Origin of the sequence: Prevotella jejuni (assembly GCF_900187995.1) — a bacterium.
In the GTDB taxonomy this organism is placed as follows: Bacteria; Bacteroidota; Bacteroidia; order Bacteroidales; family Bacteroidaceae; genus Prevotella; species Prevotella jejuni.
On record NZ_FZNZ01000038.1, the window covers coordinates 11111 to 28470 of the forward strand.

Below are 17360 nucleotides of genomic sequence, written 5' to 3' on the forward strand. Positions count from 1 at the left end.
ATCTACTTGCTTTTAGGGTTAGAAGGAAGACTATCCTGACATATCTTATGCCACATCTCATTTTGCGATGAAGCCCAAATAAAGACCATACTAAGTAGTTCGTCTTGTTGGTCTGTATCATAGATTGCTAAATCATCCGCTATAAAATCGCGCAAATCATTTTTTAATTGCAAAGATCCCACAAAGCTATACTCTGCAAATAATCTGATAATCTCCACATCAAGCCCCAAATAACGGACAACAGAATTAATCAGGGCAGACTCCTTGTGTGAGGGAAGATGGCGTATAACATCCAACAATTCTGACTTCACACAAGACGGAACCATTGCTCTGACAATTTCATCCTGTAGGCTTTTTTGTTCCTCATCTGATAATGCCTCTTCCTTAACAAACCGCTTAATAAAGAGACTACTTGGCCGTTCTCTTAGGGATTCTTTCACGTAAGAAACATTATCGCCTGCTTTTAATGGGACTCTATCAGACATTTCATCGACAAGAGCCAGAACGGCTTCATTCCAGCCACGCTGCCACACAACAGCTTCACCCGTTGCCAAACGTGATAACTTGGAAATTTGTTTATCCTTTGTCAATGACATAGCCCGACCTGCTATCAGACAATCCTCTCCATCAGGCAGGTTCATAACGATTTTTGTATTTGTATTTCTTATAGCAGACTCATCAATGGCTGAAGGCGACTGATCCACTATAATGAACCCCTCTCCATAGGTACGGATGCGAGACATAACATCAGCTATCATCTCTACAGACTTTCCTAACACGTTTGCTCCTTCCTGGCTCTGATGCTTTGATACTCTGGGAAGAATGTTATGAGCTTCCTCTATGACGGTTACGTGTTGTAAAGGTAAATCCATATCATCGTCATTAGTTGACATACGCCATTCATTTAACCCTAAGACAAGCATAGCCATAAGAAGTGACCTCGTTTCTGTAGAGCCGATATGATGCAGGTCAATTATCGCATTCTGGTCATATAACTTTTCATAATCCGTACAATCTGAAGAAGACAGGATTGTAGAATATATGCCAGTTTGAAGAGACTCCAGTCGAGTCTGCAAGGCTCCTATATAATCACCTTTTGTATTTGCAGAATACTCTGAAGACGCAATTATTTTTTTAAGCTGAATCACGACATCAGCTATCGTTGGAAACAACCTGCCGTGACGACATTCAGACTTCCTTATATCCCACCCACAGGCAGAGTAAGCACATATAATAGACTTTTTCAGAATTGCAGGCATAGCTGCATACATCGGCCAACATACGCCGAATATCTCAACCAGTCTTTCTATGTGTTCATTCACCTGGATGCCTTCAGGGAAAGCAAAGGGGTTGATTTTCAGAAGATTCTTTTCATTTTCTCTCGTAGAATATACTGTCATATCAGCCATACCGCCGAAAACCTTTCGGTAATCACCCTTGGTAGGTTCAATGACCAGCACCTTTTTCCCTTTTTTTATCAGCTTATCAATGATAAGGTATATAGTATTTGACTTTCCGCTTCCTGTAGAACCTGTTACAAACATATGTTTTGAGAGTTCCTCCAAGGATAGCCGTACAGGCAGCGTAGACTTTTCTCCCAGATGCAGAATATTGCCAATTGTTATTGCGTTCTCATCATTCAAGCCTGCCCTACTTTTTACTTCTCTTCCAAATGAAGTTTCCTCCCGTACCAATATACCTGGCACGCTGCTCTGAGGAAAGGACATGTGAATTGCAAGCTCCTTGCTGCTTACCAACGAACCAGAAGATACTTCTATATTTGAAGGCAAAACGAAGCGAGGATGCTGACAGCCCAACAGATGTTGGGCAATATCCTTTGTCTTATCATCGTGCTTACTCCAGTTGTTTACTGTAAAGACCTGCGAGTTCGAATTGTCACCGACAATACATCCTTTGTATAATCCGGCCAAAGCGGTGGCTGTAGTGTCGTCTTCTGCTATGAAATATGTGCCCATTGACCACAAACCATAGGGTAGTGCGTTTTGCAGTCTGTCGATCTCTTTGTCTAAAAGATCCTGATAATGCTTTACTCTCCGGTTTTGAAAGGTTATCTGGTGCGAACGGCTCTCCTGATTATCTCTGTGCGAGCCTTCTCCCTGTTGAGTCCCTTTTGACAAACCTCTTTGGATTCCTTCCAGGATGGACAGGTTATAAGAATCTGTTCTGCCTTCCGTATCAGCCTTGCCCTCATTTTTAGCAGTTGTTCTACTGTAATATGCCGATGCAGAGAAAGGTCCTTTGCCAATAGACCCCCCAAAACTGGAAGTATTACCTTTTGTTGTTGCCGAATGTTCTGTATGAGATTTACTATATGCCGTTCCTTTTGCTACCGCTTTTTGAAGAGATTTTACAACATTCTCTGTGAAATTCTTAGAACTGAACTCACTGACTCCACTCGTTATACTCTGTGAAAAAGATAGCTGAGTTTCTGCCATCGGTGAGATAGCAGAATAAAGATTCTCGTAATTAGACAATATAGATGCACATTCGCTGTCTTCAACCTGTTCTGCAACAAAGAAAACGGAAAACTTTAGACCATTTGTAGAATCGAGCAGCTTTTCCAAGCCTTGCACAAAGCGTTCTTTCTTGTCATCTTCTCTTAGGGAAGCTACACCTGAGACACAGGAAATGGCAAACGTCTTATCAAGAGACCCTTTCAGCTCCTGAACAATATCACCGCTTCTTTCTGTAGAAACGCCAGGGAAGAGGCCCTTCAGTCCCTTCTCCAGTATGTCTCCTGAAACATTATTGACTCCGCTTATATCCGTTGTACCCATAAAGACTTCCACTGCTGACTTATTGTCTTTACAGTAACCTCTTCTCAGTAAAAAGCAGATATTGCGTGCAGAAGAGTGTAATGCGTTGTAAAGCATCGACATCTTGTCTACAAAGAATTCGTCCTTCTCGTAAACAATTTCATTCACTTTAATCCAACGCATATTAGGTATCTGCCCATTTGTACATGGTACGACATCGTAAGAAGTGAGTTCTGAAAGATATGACTTGGTTATTACAGTGTCAAAAGCACGAACCGCATTTGAAAACTCCTGTTCAATAACGGCAGTCTTTTCCTTATACTCCTTAGCAATTTCACCTGGGGCCTCTGCAGGGGCTGGCATAGGGGTTTTATCTTTGATTTCGTTTTCTTTCATTTCAGAACTCTGTTAATAGATTGTTAGAATATACCTCTGCTTCCTTGAGATAGATTTCAGCCGAAGTTGTTAAGGTATTGATAAGCTTTTGCTTATACTCCTTTAGCTGGGCTTTGTACTCACGACGTTGGGTCTCAATCTCTTTACGCTTGTTCTTCTTCTGGTACTGGGCCACTGCATATATTGCTGCAATCCCGATTAATTCGGCAATAATAGCCACCAACGGATTGCCAAAGGCAAGACAGCCCTTTGCTCCGGCAGCAGCTTGTGATGTACTGACACCGTAAGCCGCACCTATGGCAAGCGTTCCTGCGGTCCCTGCTGCAATGGCAGTTTTATTTACCTTTGCATTATATTTGTCATAGGACTCTACAAAGTCGTTCGGACAGTCTGGAAGTTCCTGCCTGAACGGGTTCTCCCTAACCCATTTCTTCAGAAGTTTTACATACCCATTGTCTATATCCATAAACTTGATTTTTCGAGAGATTTCTACATCAGAGTGATTCTGATTCCAGTATTCACTTACCTGAAATGAATATCTCTCTATGGCCCTCTCTAATATATCCTTGACAGCATCAAATGAATCCAATACTGTGTTTACATCAACGTCGTGAAGATACTGGTGGCACTTCTTTGATATTTCAGAAGAAATTGCGCTATAATCTATAAATGGCTGTTCCATATTAGTTTTCTTTCAATGAGCTCTTAAAACCTTTCAATTTGTTGATATCGTTTTCCGTTGCCTTAATCATATCACGCAACTCAGATGGAGAAGATACTTTATGCTTAGCTTTCAACTCCTCTAAATGTCTCTTTTGTTCATCGATTTTTTTCTGTTGAGCAGCATTTACTTTGGAGATGTAACTCTCAACTTCTTTCTGAATTTTTGTCTTGAAATCATTAGCCTCTTGGCGGATATGACGCACCGACATCGTTCTAAAAGATTGCAGTTTCTTTTGAGCATTGACATCCCCCCCTTTATGCTCTATGTATGTTTCGTAGTCATCACAGCAAAATCCTGGAACTTTTCTTTTTCCTATGATGTCTGTGGGGTATTTTGCTTGATCAGTAGCTTCTGCCTCTATTTTATCAAAGTCAGGCTTCTTAAAAAACACTTCACTTTTACAAACCTTCACATACTCCTCAATTATTGATTGCATCTTCCTAAACAAAGCAGACTTTGCTTTATCGGCTAAGTCGTAGAGGTTTGTAGCTTCCCTACGTATGTTAGCATAATCAGCATTAGCATCTATTATATGCTCTTGTATTCTTTCTTCAACAAAGTCAAATCTTTTAGACACATTATCTTGGCTGAACTCTTGACGAATTTTACCGAGTTCTTCCTGTATATTTAGCTTAACATATTCTAATTTTTCTATCTGTTTTTTTATCTTTTCAGCTCCGTCCTGAAGATTTCTTTTGTCGTTTTCTTTACCTTTAATGGCCTCCTCTATGTCTTCGTCAATAGTATCTAAAAAGTCCTCAAATGCATTTGTTTTTTCTGTCTTAACAAACTTATTTAGAATCTTACGAAACTTATTAAAGCCTGACCACTCTTGGGCTCTCTCAAGTATACTTTCATTATTGACATTTATACCATCGTCTTTAAGAGAGTACTTTATGCCACGTAATAATGTCCGACATTTCTTCCAGACTTCTTCATTCCAAGAAGAGTCTGGCACTGTTTTAGATTCAAGCAAGGATTGAGCATCCTTGTTTTCTTGATTAATATATCTAATCAGAATCTCCATCAGGCTATCAATCTCGAGTAGGCGGTCTTCTTTGATACCGTAGCGATCTTTGAATAGAGACTTAGCTCTACGCATATACGCATCTTTATTATCTCTATAATCGTCAGAAGCAGTATGTGTTATGACAAAGAACACACGTTTTTTAACATCATCTGATAAATTGTTAAAGGTATTTTTAACAAAGTCGTTAGTGTCCTTATCTTCAATGTTGCCATTACCTTTGTGAAGGAATATGATGGCATCAACATTATTGCCTCCATTCTTAAGTTTAGCTGTCAGAAATTTAGTTGTTTCTAAATCAAAACCTCCTATAGCTCCTACTCCTGGAGTATCCACAATGCGCCAACCTATGCAATCCTCTGGAAAAGGACACCTTACCGTAACTTCTTTTGCAATCTTAGACTTTGGGTGTTCTTTAATGTATTCCTCAAGGAGATTCCTGTCTACCTTCTCACGAGAAATGGCTTCCATATCTTTGATAACATCTGGGCTGCAGATTTCTTTTTTATCCCATCCTATTATTATCTTCTCATTAATATAATTAAGAGGTAAATCGTTGTATTTCTCCTTAATTGCAACGTACTGCTTTAGTTGACCTTCGATACCATCTGAAAAAGTTCTTTCCTGATCATCACCATAGATAATTTTAATAGACTCTTTTTCTGCGTGCTCTATTTTTGTCAGGATAGCTGTGGTTTGGAAATGTCCTGTGGGTAATATGTTCTTACCAAGGAATGCATTAATGAAAGTAGACTTTCCTGCACTCATCTTACCTACAACGGCAAGCGTAAAATGTCCTTCCACAAAAGGTTTAGCCTTACGCTCCACAGCAGCATTGAGACCTTCATCGTTGATATTGGCCTGCTGGCGTACGTCCTTGTACTCTTGCAGTTTTTTCTTCACTTGCTCACAATACTCTTGGAATTGGTTTTTTTTCATTTCTTTGGATTTAAAATATCTGTATTACACCTTATGTTTCTATCTCAATGGGTTTTAATTTTATGTCGTGAATTTAACTATGCTCGAGTGGCTGACTCGTGTCATTCTATAATATCTGTTGCAAATATAATAATTTTATTATAAATTACAAAATAACAGCAAAATAAAGTGAATAAAATCCAATAAGGCATTTCTCTCTCTTATTGAGGAGCCTTTATTACCTTGAATGTTTACTTGCTTTTTGAAAATTGCTAATCTTGTTCATCGTTTTAACAAGCGAGGAAGCTATCACATTTTAGCCTATTAGCTATCAAACTTGCTTTCCTCTTTATCCATCCTTCTCCATATTCTTTTATAAACCTCACGGTTGTTGCCGAAGGGATAAAAGCCGAGAATATGCCAATTAGGAAGGTAAGTGTGACGGCTGTTGCAATTTGGATAGGGCATTGAAACAGACATAGCAGTTGTTCCATACTCAATATTTAATGCATGGAAAGTATTGTTGCAGTCGTCGCATATGAAATTCATATAACCTCTGATCATAAGTTTGATGTTTTAAATTATATTTCTCTGTTTTGTTGTGAAGAAAGCAACTTCTTTATCGGGAAAGGGCTGTACTATCACAAGTGAATAACACATATTTGAAAGGTAGGAACTATTTAGTCCTCTATGAAGCGGAAATACTCAATTTAACTGGTAGTTGTGAGTAGGGTAGTACTGCAGATTAAGGCAATCCCAAGGGTAAAGATAAATGTTGTTTTGTTCATAATTCATTAAGTTTTTGTTTCTGTCTGCAAAATAAATGTATCTTCGTGAGAGGTACGAAGGATTTAATTTGTATTTTTGCAGGAGAGTGGCTTAAGTGCTGCGATTAGTAATATATGAAGAAAGGAAGAGTCTGTTTTCTTCTTGAAGTGTGTAAACTCTGTTATTATTCGCCATACGGAGGATAGTAGATAGGTAAGAAAAGGGGCGGATAGAAGAAGGAAGCGACTTACAAAGAATAGTATGAAAGATAAGAATAAAGGTGATGAGGCCCTTAATTTAGAACATACAACTGTCGAGTCATCTGTCAAGTCGGTAGCCATAGACAGGGATGATGAGGAGATGAAAGAGAAGTTGAACACTCTGTTTAAGCTCCGGTTGCTCTATAATAGTGGTGAGGAATTGTGGCAACATATAGGAAAGTCGGGTGGAGGCAATAACTCTTTTGGTCGTGTTGGTGGGAAAGATGCGTTCTTTCGTAGGGCCATCTTTCATGAGTTGGCACGTGAATGGTATAACGAAATGGGTGTTTCTATTGAGTGGCTGTTGGATGCTTATAGTCAAGTTGCCAAGCTGATAGAGAAGTATAAAGCGTACTTGACAGGCGGAGATAAAGTGAACAATCAGACTGCATGGTGTGAACAGATAGTCAATGTATGTATCTTCGATGATGAGATCGACGAACAGCAACAGGGTTGCAAACGAGAAATTCTCCAGCAGTTGAAGGCAAAAGACGTTTATTGTCTGGCTATTTTCCTCTTGATAATGCTTGGTGCTCTGCCTCAGTCTGTCGAGACACGACAGGGTAATGTGGCGGAGATGCGAACACAATATGAGCGTGTCTATCGTTTCTTTTCGGGTGTTTGTCATCGGAATATACTCTTTGTACAGACACCTCGAATGGCCCTCTTCCATAAAGCTTTGAAGGATGTAGAGGAGAAGCTGACCCGTATTCGATTGATAAAGCTCACGATAGACGTACTTAGTAATCTTTCTGTTCTTGTTAGTACAGAGCAACTTGCGGAGACTGGTCGCCGTGAACAGTGGAATCAAGTCTACCCTAATCTTGACGGATATTGGTTGGGCAAACATCATAATGAACATCATGCAGACTATTGGGAAGTTGAGGAGACGGCAACGGGGTATGCTTTCACTCATTATTTTCACAAAGACGACGAGGATAAAACGCTACATCAGCAACAATTCACGGTCACTTTTCACAGTAATGGTGAGGACTATGCCTGTGTGCAACATCCCCGCTCTGTAGCGCAGTGGCTTAATAACGATCTACTGTCAAAGGATGATGTTACCTATTTATATTTCTCATTCAGCGACGAGGATGACCCTTTGTTGATGTCGTTCGACTCGTTTATGATGGATGTGTCATGGTTTCAGCCGATGCAGTTGAGGCGTGCAAAAGAAGGATGGATACCTCCAACGAGAGAAGGGACAGAGCTTATAAACGACTTTGAGGCCTATTCTTATACTTTCTATCTTGGCTTAGAAGCAATTACGCCGACATACATTTCTGTTAGAGATGAGGCTGGGAAAGAGTATAGAGTGTCGGTCTCTAAACATGAGGAATTGAGGAGTTGCACCTTAGATGATGCTGTTGGTATTATTACATGGGGTGATAAACGTTATGTCGCCTTTGACAATCAGTTGTTGTACATCCCTATAAAAGAGAATACTTCAGACAGTTCGAATGATACTATAACACTTTTGTAGTTGAAGCATGAGGCTGGAAAGGGATGTCTGCTAAGTTTACAAGCTCTCTTGTAGGGTATTTCTGTGACAGAACTCTTCTCCATCCAAAGTAGTTATAGGGGTAAGATTATCTGTATCTGTGCTCTCCCTGTGTACTAAAATCTGGGTTGCTCTTTTAGAGATAGGACACATCTTTTTATATCTTCTGTGTGCTTATAGAAAATCCTTGGTAATTATTGTGCATTGTGAGGGAGTCTATAATACTATGAAAAAATGTTACATTTCATCGAATAAAACACTCTTAAAATGAGGATATGATATGTCCTTTGGTAGAGTTTGCAACTATCAATAAATCAGAGTATTATATGTAGTGTTGGAGAAGAGGCCTTTCTTGCCTCAAGAAAGGCCTCTTCAAGATGCAAGAGAGGCACGTTCTTGAATATAGAAAGGCGTCTTCTTAAAGCTTGAAGAGCATGTGTTGGATTGTAGAAGAACGAAAAATGATGACAAAAAGATAATAGAGGGATTTCTTCTCATAGTCTCTATTGGCTTCTCTCTGCCTCCTCTTCGAATAGAAAAGGGGAGTGCTTACCGATATACCCCTACATTCCTGTCTGCATGTATGGCTTTTTCATTCTCTTTCTTAATGTTGTTATAGGAGTGTCTCGTTGGTAAACTTGAGCTTAGGAGAGGTGATAAAAGTAGATTCTTAGCGGAGGTAAAAAAGGTTGACAGAGAGGTTTTAGATCGCTTATAATCATGAGTTCTGAGATACGAAAAGTGTGTTATAGGGTTTTCCCTCCATCGAGTAGGGAAATATCTTTGTAAGTGTGAAAAAATGTAGCTAATTTTGCTAACGTTAAAAGATTATAAGTTATGACGAAGGGTTTCATTCTTTCTCTCTCCACAGCAGTAGTGCTAAGTAGTTGTGGTACTTACGCTGGGTCGGGTGCAATGTCCGGAGGTTCATTAGGGAGTATTCTTGGAGGTGCTATCGGTGGTATTACTGGTGGAGCAAGAGGTTCGGATATTGGTACAATAGTCGGTATGGCTGGTGGTGCTATCATTGGTGCTAAGATGGGACAGAAGGCAGACCAGCGTCAGAGAGAGGATGTACACGACCACTATGAGAAGGTGCAACAACGCAAGGCACGTGAGAGGAGAGACCGTACGGGATATGATTATAATAATCAGACGGATGATTATATTCAGCCAAACGGCGTAGATAGTAGTGGTTTTGATAATACTAACTCAGGCGATGACCGTATCTATAATTTCCAAGATAGCGATGTAACGAACAATAGTAATCTTGCTCAGCCAAATAAGACAACTCCTAAGGAGATTAGTGTAGACAGGCTGGCGGCTACTTATCAAAATGCTCCAAGGATTGAGTTGTCAAACGTTCGTTTTGAAGATGAGAACCATGATGGACTGTTGTCACGCAATGAAGCAGGAAAGATAGTGTTTGACGTAACGAATCATGGCGAAAGTGTTATTAATAATTTGCGCCCTTCAGTCATGGAGACTACAGGGAATGCGAATGTTATCGTCAACCCTTCTGGACCAATAGAACGTATAGAGCCTGGCAAGACCATTAGTTACACCATATATATAAGAGGTGATAAGAAATTGAAGAATGGCGTGTCACAATTTGCATTGACTATTCTGCAAGGGCAGAAGAGTATCTGTAAGGTTGCAAATATAAGTGTGAATACGAGTCGATAAAAAGGTCAACAAGGCATGGATGACAAAAGCTAAGGATGCTTTTTAAGTGCTTGTTGCTTAATAGAATATAATTAGATAGAGATTATAAAGATATTATTGTGTAAGTACTAACTACTGATAACGATAACTTTAAATGACGGAATGGGGATGTATCTGGTAATTGATGCATCCCCTATTTCTATGTCGAGTTCAATAGTTTAAGCGCAATAAGTTATTAGACTACGATGTTCCTTAATTCATTAGATGGTGTTGAGGCTAACACCTCTTGCCGATATCTTGTTTGTCTTCCTAAGTTTATGTAGCTTAATGTATAACTTTATAATAACGAGAAACAATCTGTCTGACAATGAGATGAGGCATGCGAAATTCCTAACGAGCTGATATATAGATAATTGATATTTATTCAAAGAGGCCTGTTACACCATCTTTGACTCGCTTAAAGAAGTTCACTCAACTGCCACTTGACCCATGTAACTTGTTTGTTTCCCCAAGTTTATGTAGCTTAATGTATAACTTTATAATAACGAGAAACAATCTGTCTGACAAAGAACTTGGGGCTAAGTTATCTCTTATAAGCTGAAATATAGACAATTGATTACTTATTCAAAGAGACCTGTTACACCATCCTTGACTCGCTTAAAGAAGTTCATCCAACTACTACTTGACCCCATTTATCTTGTTTATTTTCCTAAGAAGATGTTGCTTATATATAGCTTTGTGACAACGAGAAATAATCTGCCTGACAAAGAACTTGGGGCTAAGTTATCTCTTATAAGCTGATATATAGACAATTGATTACTTATTCAAAGAGGCCTGTTACACCATCTTTGACTCGCTTAAAGAAGTTCATCCAACTACTACTTGACCCATTTTTAGACGTTGTGGGCTGTGTGTTTGTCTTGTTCTGTTGGGTTGTTTGCTGTCGATTAGCTGTTTGTTGAGACGAACGGGCAGGTGTTGTTGTAGATTTAACCTTAGAGATCTGTTGATTGTTAGAACTAACAGCCTGTTTTTGTTTGTATGATGTATTGTATTCTTTCTCAGCCTTAGCCTGATTAGACACCCTCTTGTTATTCAAGTGAGTATCCACTTTACGTTCAATCTCCTTAGGTTTATCCTCCTCAACCTTCTCCCATTCTGGGATAAACTCATAACAGATACCTGCAGTACCATATTCTACTTCAGGTATCTCAATCGCACCATTCGATTCAGAAGGGTATGGAATCTCGGTCTCTTTACGTACCAGTTCAACCTTGACGTAGGCTACACCGCTGGCAAGCGTACCTAATTCGCGTGCAGCAGCGTATGATAAGTCAACCACACGACCACGAACAAAAGGGCCACGGTCCGTTACACGGACAATAACCGACTTTCCGTTACGAGGATTTGTAATCTTTAGACGTGTACCGAAGGGGAGTGTGCGATGTGCACAAGTAAATGCATTACGGTCATAGCGTTCGCCATTACTCATTCGGCGACCGTGCAATCCGTTACTATAATAAGAAGCTTTACCGTCTGACTGTGCTTTTATTGTCAGTGTAAAGACGTTGCATAGCGCAAATAACGCTATCAAGAGAAGTTTGGTTCTATACATTTTATTGTTAAGTATTACCAGCCTTCTCAAAGAGAATATATTCCCTCCCTACCTTGAAGGCAGGGAGAGAATAGAAAGACTGGTCTTTATTATACGACACCCTGTGCGAGCATAGCCTTCGCTACCTTCATGAAGCCCGCAATATTGGCGCCCTTAATATAATCGATGTAACCATCAGCTTGCTTACCATACTTCACGCACTGCTCATGGATAGAGCTCATGATGTAATGGAGCTTCTGGTCAACCTCTTCCGGACTCCATGAGAGACGGAGAGAGTTCTGTGACATTTCGAGACCTGATGTAGCCACACCACCTGCGTTAACAGCCTTACCAGGAGCGAAGAGCTGCTTAGCCTCAGTGAATTTCTCAGCAGCCTCAGCTGTACAACCCATGTTTGAAACCTCAGCAACACACAATGGCTTGTAAGCAAGAATCTTGTCGGCATCCTCGCCGTTGAGCTCGTTCTGTGTAGCACATGGCAAATAGATATCTGCCTTCTGCTCCCAAGGTTTATGACCCTTGAAGAACTTTGCGCCTGGATATTTCTCTGCGTATGGCTCACAAACATCGTTACCACTGTTGCGAAGTTCGAGCATGTACTCAATCTTCTCACCACTGATGCCATCTGGATCATAGATATAACCGTCAGGACCACTCAATGTGATAACCTTTGCACCAAGTTCGGTAGCCTTCTTAGCAGCACCCCATGCAACGTTACCGAAACCTGAGATGGCAACAGTCTTACCCTTGATGTCAAGACCATGAGTCTCCATCATCTGGTGAACGAAGTAGAGTGCACCATAACCTGTAGCCTCTGGACGGAGGATAGAGCCACCCCATTCTCTGCCCTTACCTGTGAGCATACCCTGGAACTGGTGAGTCAGCTTACGATACTGACCGAAGAGGTAACCAATTTCACGACCACCAACACCGATATCGCCTGCAGGAACATCCTCGTCAGGACCGATGTGACGATACAACTCGTTCATGAAAGCCTGGCAGAAACGCATGATTTCAGCATCGCTCTTACCACGTGGAGAGAAGTCAGAACCACCCTTACCACCACCCATAGGCAATGTGGTGAGTGCATTCTTGAATGTCTGCTCGAAACCGAGGAACTTCAAGATACTGAGGTTTACTGATGCGTGGAAACGCAGACCACCCTTGTATGGGCCGATAGCGCCATTAAATTGTACGCGATAACCAATGTTTACCTGTACTTTTCCCTGGTCATCAACCCAAGGTACACGGAATGTGATGATGCGCTCAGGCTCCACAATACGCTCAATAATACTTGCGCGCTCAAACTCTGGGTGCTGATTGTAAACATCCTTTACAGACATGAGTACTTCATGTACAGCCTGTAAATACTCTGACTCACCTGGATGCTTCTGCTCCAGTGCTTGCATGATTTTTTCGACTTCCATAGTAAATTGACTTTTATTTGTTTATGTTAGATAGTATCATTCAGTTCAGAATGGTACGGCAAATATATCCAAATTCTATCAAAAGTCCAAATGAAAATCAAAAATTTTTCATTTTTTTCTTTCTTTTGGGAAGCTACTTAAGTCGCAAAAAATGGTAACCAGTATGCAAAGTAATAAAAAATATATTATTTAAGTTGCGAAAAGATAGGTTGACTTGTATTTATTTTGTATTTTTGTCCAATATTAAGTTTTGGATTATGAGTGAGCAAATTCCTGCAGAATGGGGTAACTTTTACCTAAAAGACGTTAGTTTCGTCAATCTGATGATGCGACGAATCTACAATGTTTTGATTGTAGCTAATCCATACGATGCCTTCATGTTGGAGGATGATGGACGCGTGGAAGAGAAGATCTACAATGAGTATATGGAATTAGGTCTGCGTTATCCGCCAACCTTTACACAGGTGTCTACTATCGAAGAGGCCTCTAAGGTGCTCAATACCGTAGACATTGACCTTGTTATCTGTATGCCGGGTAATGCTGATAATGATGCTTTTGATGTGGCAAGAGCTGTAAAGGCAGAGTTCCCAGACATCCACTGTGTGGTACTGACTCCCTTCTCTCATGGTATTACAAAACGTATACAAAACGAAGATCTCAGTATCTTTGATTATGTGTTCTGTTGGTTGGGGAATACCAATCTCATACTTTCTATCATTAAGTTGATGGAGGACAAGATGAATATAGACAATGATATCCATGAGGTGGGAGTGCAGATGATATTGCTTGTAGAAGACTCTATCCGTTTCTACTCATCTATTCTACCTAACTTATATAGCTATATTCTTACGCAGAGTCAGAACTTTGCCACTGAAGCCTTGACCCGACACGATGCCTCTTTGCGCCAGCGTGGACGTCCAAAGGTTGTCTTAGCACGCACTTACGAGGAAGCATGGCATATCTATCAACGTTATAAGGACAACTGCTTGGGCGTTATCTCTGATGTAAGATTCCCTATTAATAATGTAGAAGATAAGGGTTCTTCTGCGACAGAAGGGAACATTCCTGTATCGGAGAAAGACCCAGAGGCAGGTTTAAAACTACTTCGTGCCATTAGGAAAGAAGATGAATATCTCCCTTTGATTATAGAAAGTTCGGAGAGTGAGAACCGTGAAAAGGCAGAGGCAGAAGGTTTCCACTTTGTTGATAAGAACTCAAAGAAGATGAGTGTAGACCTTCGCCACCTACTCGAGGAACACATGGGTTTTGGCGATTTCATCTTCCGTAATCCAGAAACACGTGAGGAGGTGATGCGTATTCGAAGCTTGAAAGAGTTGCAAGATAACATCTTTAAGATTCCACGTGACTCTATGCTCTATCATATTTCTCGTAATCACATGAGTCGATGGCTCTCTGCACGTGCCATTTTCCCAGTTTCTTCCTTCCTAAAAGGTATTACATGGCATAAACTACAGGATGTAGATATGCACCGACAGATTATCTTTGATGCCATTGTTGCCTATCGAAGGATGCGCAATGTGGGTGTTGTAGCCCTGTTTGATAGGCGAAAATTCGACCGATATGCCCATTTTGCTCGTATTGGAGACGGCTCGTTAGGAGGTAAGGGACGTGGCTTGGCATTCCTTGATAATGTTATTAAACTCCGACCAGACTTCAATCGCTTCCCCAATGCAAAGGTACAGATACCGAAGACAGTCGTTCTTTGTACGGATGTCTTCGACAGCTTTATGGAACAAAACAATCTTTACCAGATTGCTTTGAGTGATGCAAGCGACGAAGAGATACTCCAAGCCTTCCTTCGTGCTCAGCTGCCAGATGAATTCATAGGCGACTTCTTTACCTTCTTTGAGGCTACTCGCTCACCAATAGCCGTCCGTTCAAGTTCGTTGTTGGAAGATAGTCACTACCAACCCTTCGCAGGTATCTATTCTACCTATATGATTCCTTATCTTGAGGATAAGTATGAAATGCTCCGAATGTTGGCTTGTGCGATTAAAGCCGTCTATGCTTCGGTTTATTATCGTGACTCCAAAGCTTACATGACTGCCACAAGTAACGTCATTGATCAGGAGAAGATGGCAGTTATTTTACAGCAGGTTGTCGGTAAGGAGTATGGAGATCATTTCTATCCGAACATCTCTGGCGTTCTTCGCTCTCTCAACTATTATCCGATAGGAGAAGAGAAAGCTGAGGAAGGTATTGCCTCTTTGGCATTGGGATTAGGTAAGTATATTGTTGATGGTGGGCAGACGCTGCGTGTTTGTCCGTTCCATCCGCATCAAGTCTTACAGATGAGCGAAATGGAAATAGCCCTACGCGAAACTCAAACTCAGTTCTATGCTCTCGATATGAAGCATATCAGTGAGGATTTTAAGGTAGATGACGGCTTTAATATCCTCAAACTACGTGTGAAAGATGCAGAGGCTGACGGCAGTCTACAATATATCACTTCCACTTATTCTCCCGAAGACCATGCTATTTATGATGGACTCTATGAGGGAGGAAGAAAGGTTATCTCTTTCTGTGGTGTCCTCCAACAGAACGTCTTTCCACTACCAGAGTTGTTACAAATGGCAATGACATACGGTGCTGAGGCAATGCGTCGCCCTGTGGAGATAGAGTTCGCTGTTAATCTGAATGATGACCGAACGGGTGAATTATATCTCTTGCAGATTCGTCCAATCGTTGATTCTAAACAGATGTTAGACGAAGATCTCACGACTATTCCTGATGATCAATGCCTCTTGCGGAGTCTTAACTCTTTGGGACATGGCGTTTCAGACGATGTACAAGATGTTGTGTATGTAAAGACCGACAGTTCTTTTACAGCATCTAACAACCCAACTATTGCTGATGAGATAGAACGGATAAACCGTAAGTTCCTTGATACTGACAAGAACTATGTGCTCATTGGTCCGGGCCGATGGGGTTCAAGCGACCCTTGGTTGGGTATTCCTGTGAAGTGGCCACATATCTCGGCAGCCCGTGTCATCGTTGAGGAGGGACTGGAACACTATCGTGTAGACCCAAGTCAGGGAACACATTTCTTCCAAAATCTCACCTCTTTCGGTGTAGGCTATTTCACAATTAATCCTTATAAGGAAGATGGATTCTATCAGCGCAGCGTACTTGATGCCCTTCCAGCTGTGGAAGAAACTCAGTGGGTACGCCATGTTCGTTTCCCAAAACCATTAAAGATTATGATGGATGGTAAGAAACAGGAAGCCCTTATCATGCTTCCTCAAGAGGAAAAGGAATAAGCTACCTATCTAAGAGAGGGTATGATTCTATAAAAGTAAAGCCATTATCTACGGCAATAGACTGTGGATGATGACTTTTTTGTAAACTTATATGGCTCTTCTGGAATTTGGAGTGATAAAGTAAGCCTACTACATATAAAAGTCACACAGAGAGGAGGAGAATACGGAGGTGAAAGCATAAAAGACAATATCACGGAGGTGCCGAAGGCACAAAGAGCGACAGAGTTGTAGTGTACATATTGCTGATAGCTTTGGTAATAAACGTTTTTATAAATCTTGTAAACCAGTGCTTTGTAATGAAGTAGACAAAAACATTAATAAAACTCGCAAATCTCCTCTGTTCCTCCACGCACCAACGGTGCCTCTGTGCCTAACGATTTCTGCTATATAAAACCTCTGTGATCTCCATTTCTCTGTGTGACGTTTCTTCAAAGTTCTAATCTCAAAAGGTATCACTCCATATTGCTGAAGACCCACTTATATTTTAGTAGTAATAAAGTCTAAAAGCTGGAGAATAGGACGATAATATACAACTATATTTTTATTTTAAGTTGCTGTCACATTTAACATTTCTCGTAAGTGTTTTGTTCTCAGTAAGTTTAATGTTTATATAGGATGATAGTAATGACAGCAAACTTTGTTTTGCTTTTTCCCTCGCTATTTAATAAAGGTTATGTCCTTACTTGATATGCCATGCGCCCTAAACGTTAAAGATTAGCTACGTATTTCGATTTGCTTTTATATTTTTTAGCTAATTTCTTGTTTGTTTCATATATTCTTACTATCTTTGCGGCCAGTTAAATTAAAATTAACTCGTAATAACGATGAGAGTCATAAAGAATATTAATTCAGCAAATGTTTGCACCTTATTAGGAAATAAAGGCGCAGACACGCTTTGTGCTACATTAGATTCTTTAACGAAGAAAGACGAAAAAAATATCGCAAATTATTTGGTAGTTCCAAATAATTTTGTACTCTCTCTCTCTCTCTCTCTCTCT

The 17360-nt window shown here is 40.5% G+C and carries 9 protein-coding genes; 3 read left to right on the forward strand and 6 right to left on the reverse strand.

From position 1 onward, the window contains the following. Positions 1–2: 2 nt before the first annotated feature. The 4 genes from CHB62_RS12240 to CHB62_RS12255 form a co-directional block, all read right to left on the reverse strand. Positions 3–3173 carry an ATP-binding protein gene (locus tag CHB62_RS12240; RefSeq protein ID WP_089367058.1) on the reverse strand — a complete coding sequence of 1057 codons (3171 nt, stop codon included), beginning with the start codon at positions 3171–3173 and terminating at the stop codon, positions 3–5. Position 3174: 1 nt separating this feature from the next. Beyond that, complete coding sequence (locus tag CHB62_RS12245; protein WP_089367059.1) at positions 3175–3855, reverse strand: Z-ring associated ZapG family protein; 681 nt, start codon at positions 3853–3855, stop codon at positions 3175–3177. 1 nt (position 3856) lies between these two features. After that, the gene (locus tag CHB62_RS12250) at positions 3857–5863 is read right to left on the reverse strand and encodes a dynamin family protein (protein WP_089367060.1); all 2007 of its coding nucleotides are present in this window, start codon (positions 5861–5863) and stop codon (positions 3857–3859) included. A gap of 303 nt (positions 5864–6166) precedes the next feature. Further along, on the reverse strand, positions 6167–6391 hold the full coding sequence (locus CHB62_RS12255; RefSeq protein WP_141240431.1) for a hypothetical protein: 225 nt from the start codon (positions 6389–6391) through the stop codon (positions 6167–6169). Positions 6392–6871: 480 nt separating this feature from the next. On the opposite strand from CHB62_RS12255, the gene CHB62_RS12260 reads away from it, so the two are divergent. Both CHB62_RS12260 and CHB62_RS12265 read left to right on the forward strand, forming a co-directional pair. Next, positions 6872–8356: a hypothetical protein gene (locus CHB62_RS12260; RefSeq protein WP_089367062.1), complete on the forward strand. Its 1485-nt coding sequence runs from the start codon at positions 6872–6874 to the stop codon at positions 8354–8356. 855 nt (positions 8357–9211) lie between these two features. Beyond that, on the forward strand, positions 9212–10060 hold the full coding sequence (locus CHB62_RS12265; protein WP_089367063.1) for a hypothetical protein: 849 nt from the start codon (positions 9212–9214) through the stop codon (positions 10058–10060). Between the two features lie 799 nt (positions 10061–10859). Here the strand turns inward: CHB62_RS12265 and CHB62_RS12270 are convergent. Together CHB62_RS12270 and gdhA are read right to left on the reverse strand one after the other, a co-directional pair. After that, entirely contained in the window at positions 10860–11654 is a 795-nt protein-coding gene (locus CHB62_RS12270) for a septal ring lytic transglycosylase RlpA family protein (protein WP_089367064.1), read from the reverse strand. 89 nt (positions 11655–11743) lie between these two features. Further along, positions 11744–13081 (reverse strand): NADP-specific glutamate dehydrogenase, encoded by a 1338-nt coding sequence (gdhA, locus tag CHB62_RS12275; protein ID WP_089367065.1) that lies wholly within the window; start codon positions 13079–13081, stop codon positions 11744–11746. A gap of 257 nt (positions 13082–13338) precedes the next feature. Here gdhA and CHB62_RS12280 point away from each other — a divergent pair, with 257 nt between their 5' ends. Then, the gene (locus CHB62_RS12280) at positions 13339–16362 is read left to right on the forward strand and encodes a PEP/pyruvate-binding domain-containing protein (protein WP_089367068.1); all 3024 of its coding nucleotides are present in this window, start codon (positions 13339–13341) and stop codon (positions 16360–16362) included. Positions 16363–17360 lie beyond the last annotated feature (998 nt).

Excerpts from the sequence above, each read along its gene's own strand:
- CHB62_RS12240 (WP_089367058.1), bottom strand. The coding sequence starts at position 3,173 with ATGAAAGAAAACGAAATCAAAGATAAAACCCCTATGCCAGCCCCTGCA.
- CHB62_RS12245 (WP_089367059.1), bottom strand. The coding sequence starts at position 3,855 with ATGGAACAGCCATTTATAGATTATAGCGCAATTTCTTCTGAAATATCA.
- CHB62_RS12250 (WP_089367060.1), bottom strand. The coding sequence starts at position 5,863 with ATGAAAAAAAACCAATTCCAAGAGTATTGTGAGCAAGTGAAGAAAAAA.
- CHB62_RS12255 (WP_141240431.1), bottom strand. The coding sequence starts at position 6,391 with ATGAATTTCATATGCGACGACTGCAACAATACTTTCCATGCATTAAAT.
- CHB62_RS12260 (WP_089367062.1), top strand. The coding sequence starts at position 6,872 with ATGAAAGATAAGAATAAAGGTGATGAGGCCCTTAATTTAGAACATACA.
- CHB62_RS12265 (WP_089367063.1), top strand. The coding sequence starts at position 9,212 with ATGACGAAGGGTTTCATTCTTTCTCTCTCCACAGCAGTAGTGCTAAGT.
- CHB62_RS12270 (WP_089367064.1), bottom strand. The coding sequence starts at position 11,654 with ATGTATAGAACCAAACTTCTCTTGATAGCGTTATTTGCGCTATGCAAC.
- gdhA (WP_089367065.1), bottom strand. The coding sequence starts at position 13,081 with ATGGAAGTCGAAAAAATCATGCAAGCACTGGAGCAGAAGCATCCAGGT.
- CHB62_RS12280 (WP_089367068.1), top strand. The coding sequence starts at position 13,339 with ATGAGTGAGCAAATTCCTGCAGAATGGGGTAACTTTTACCTAAAAGAC.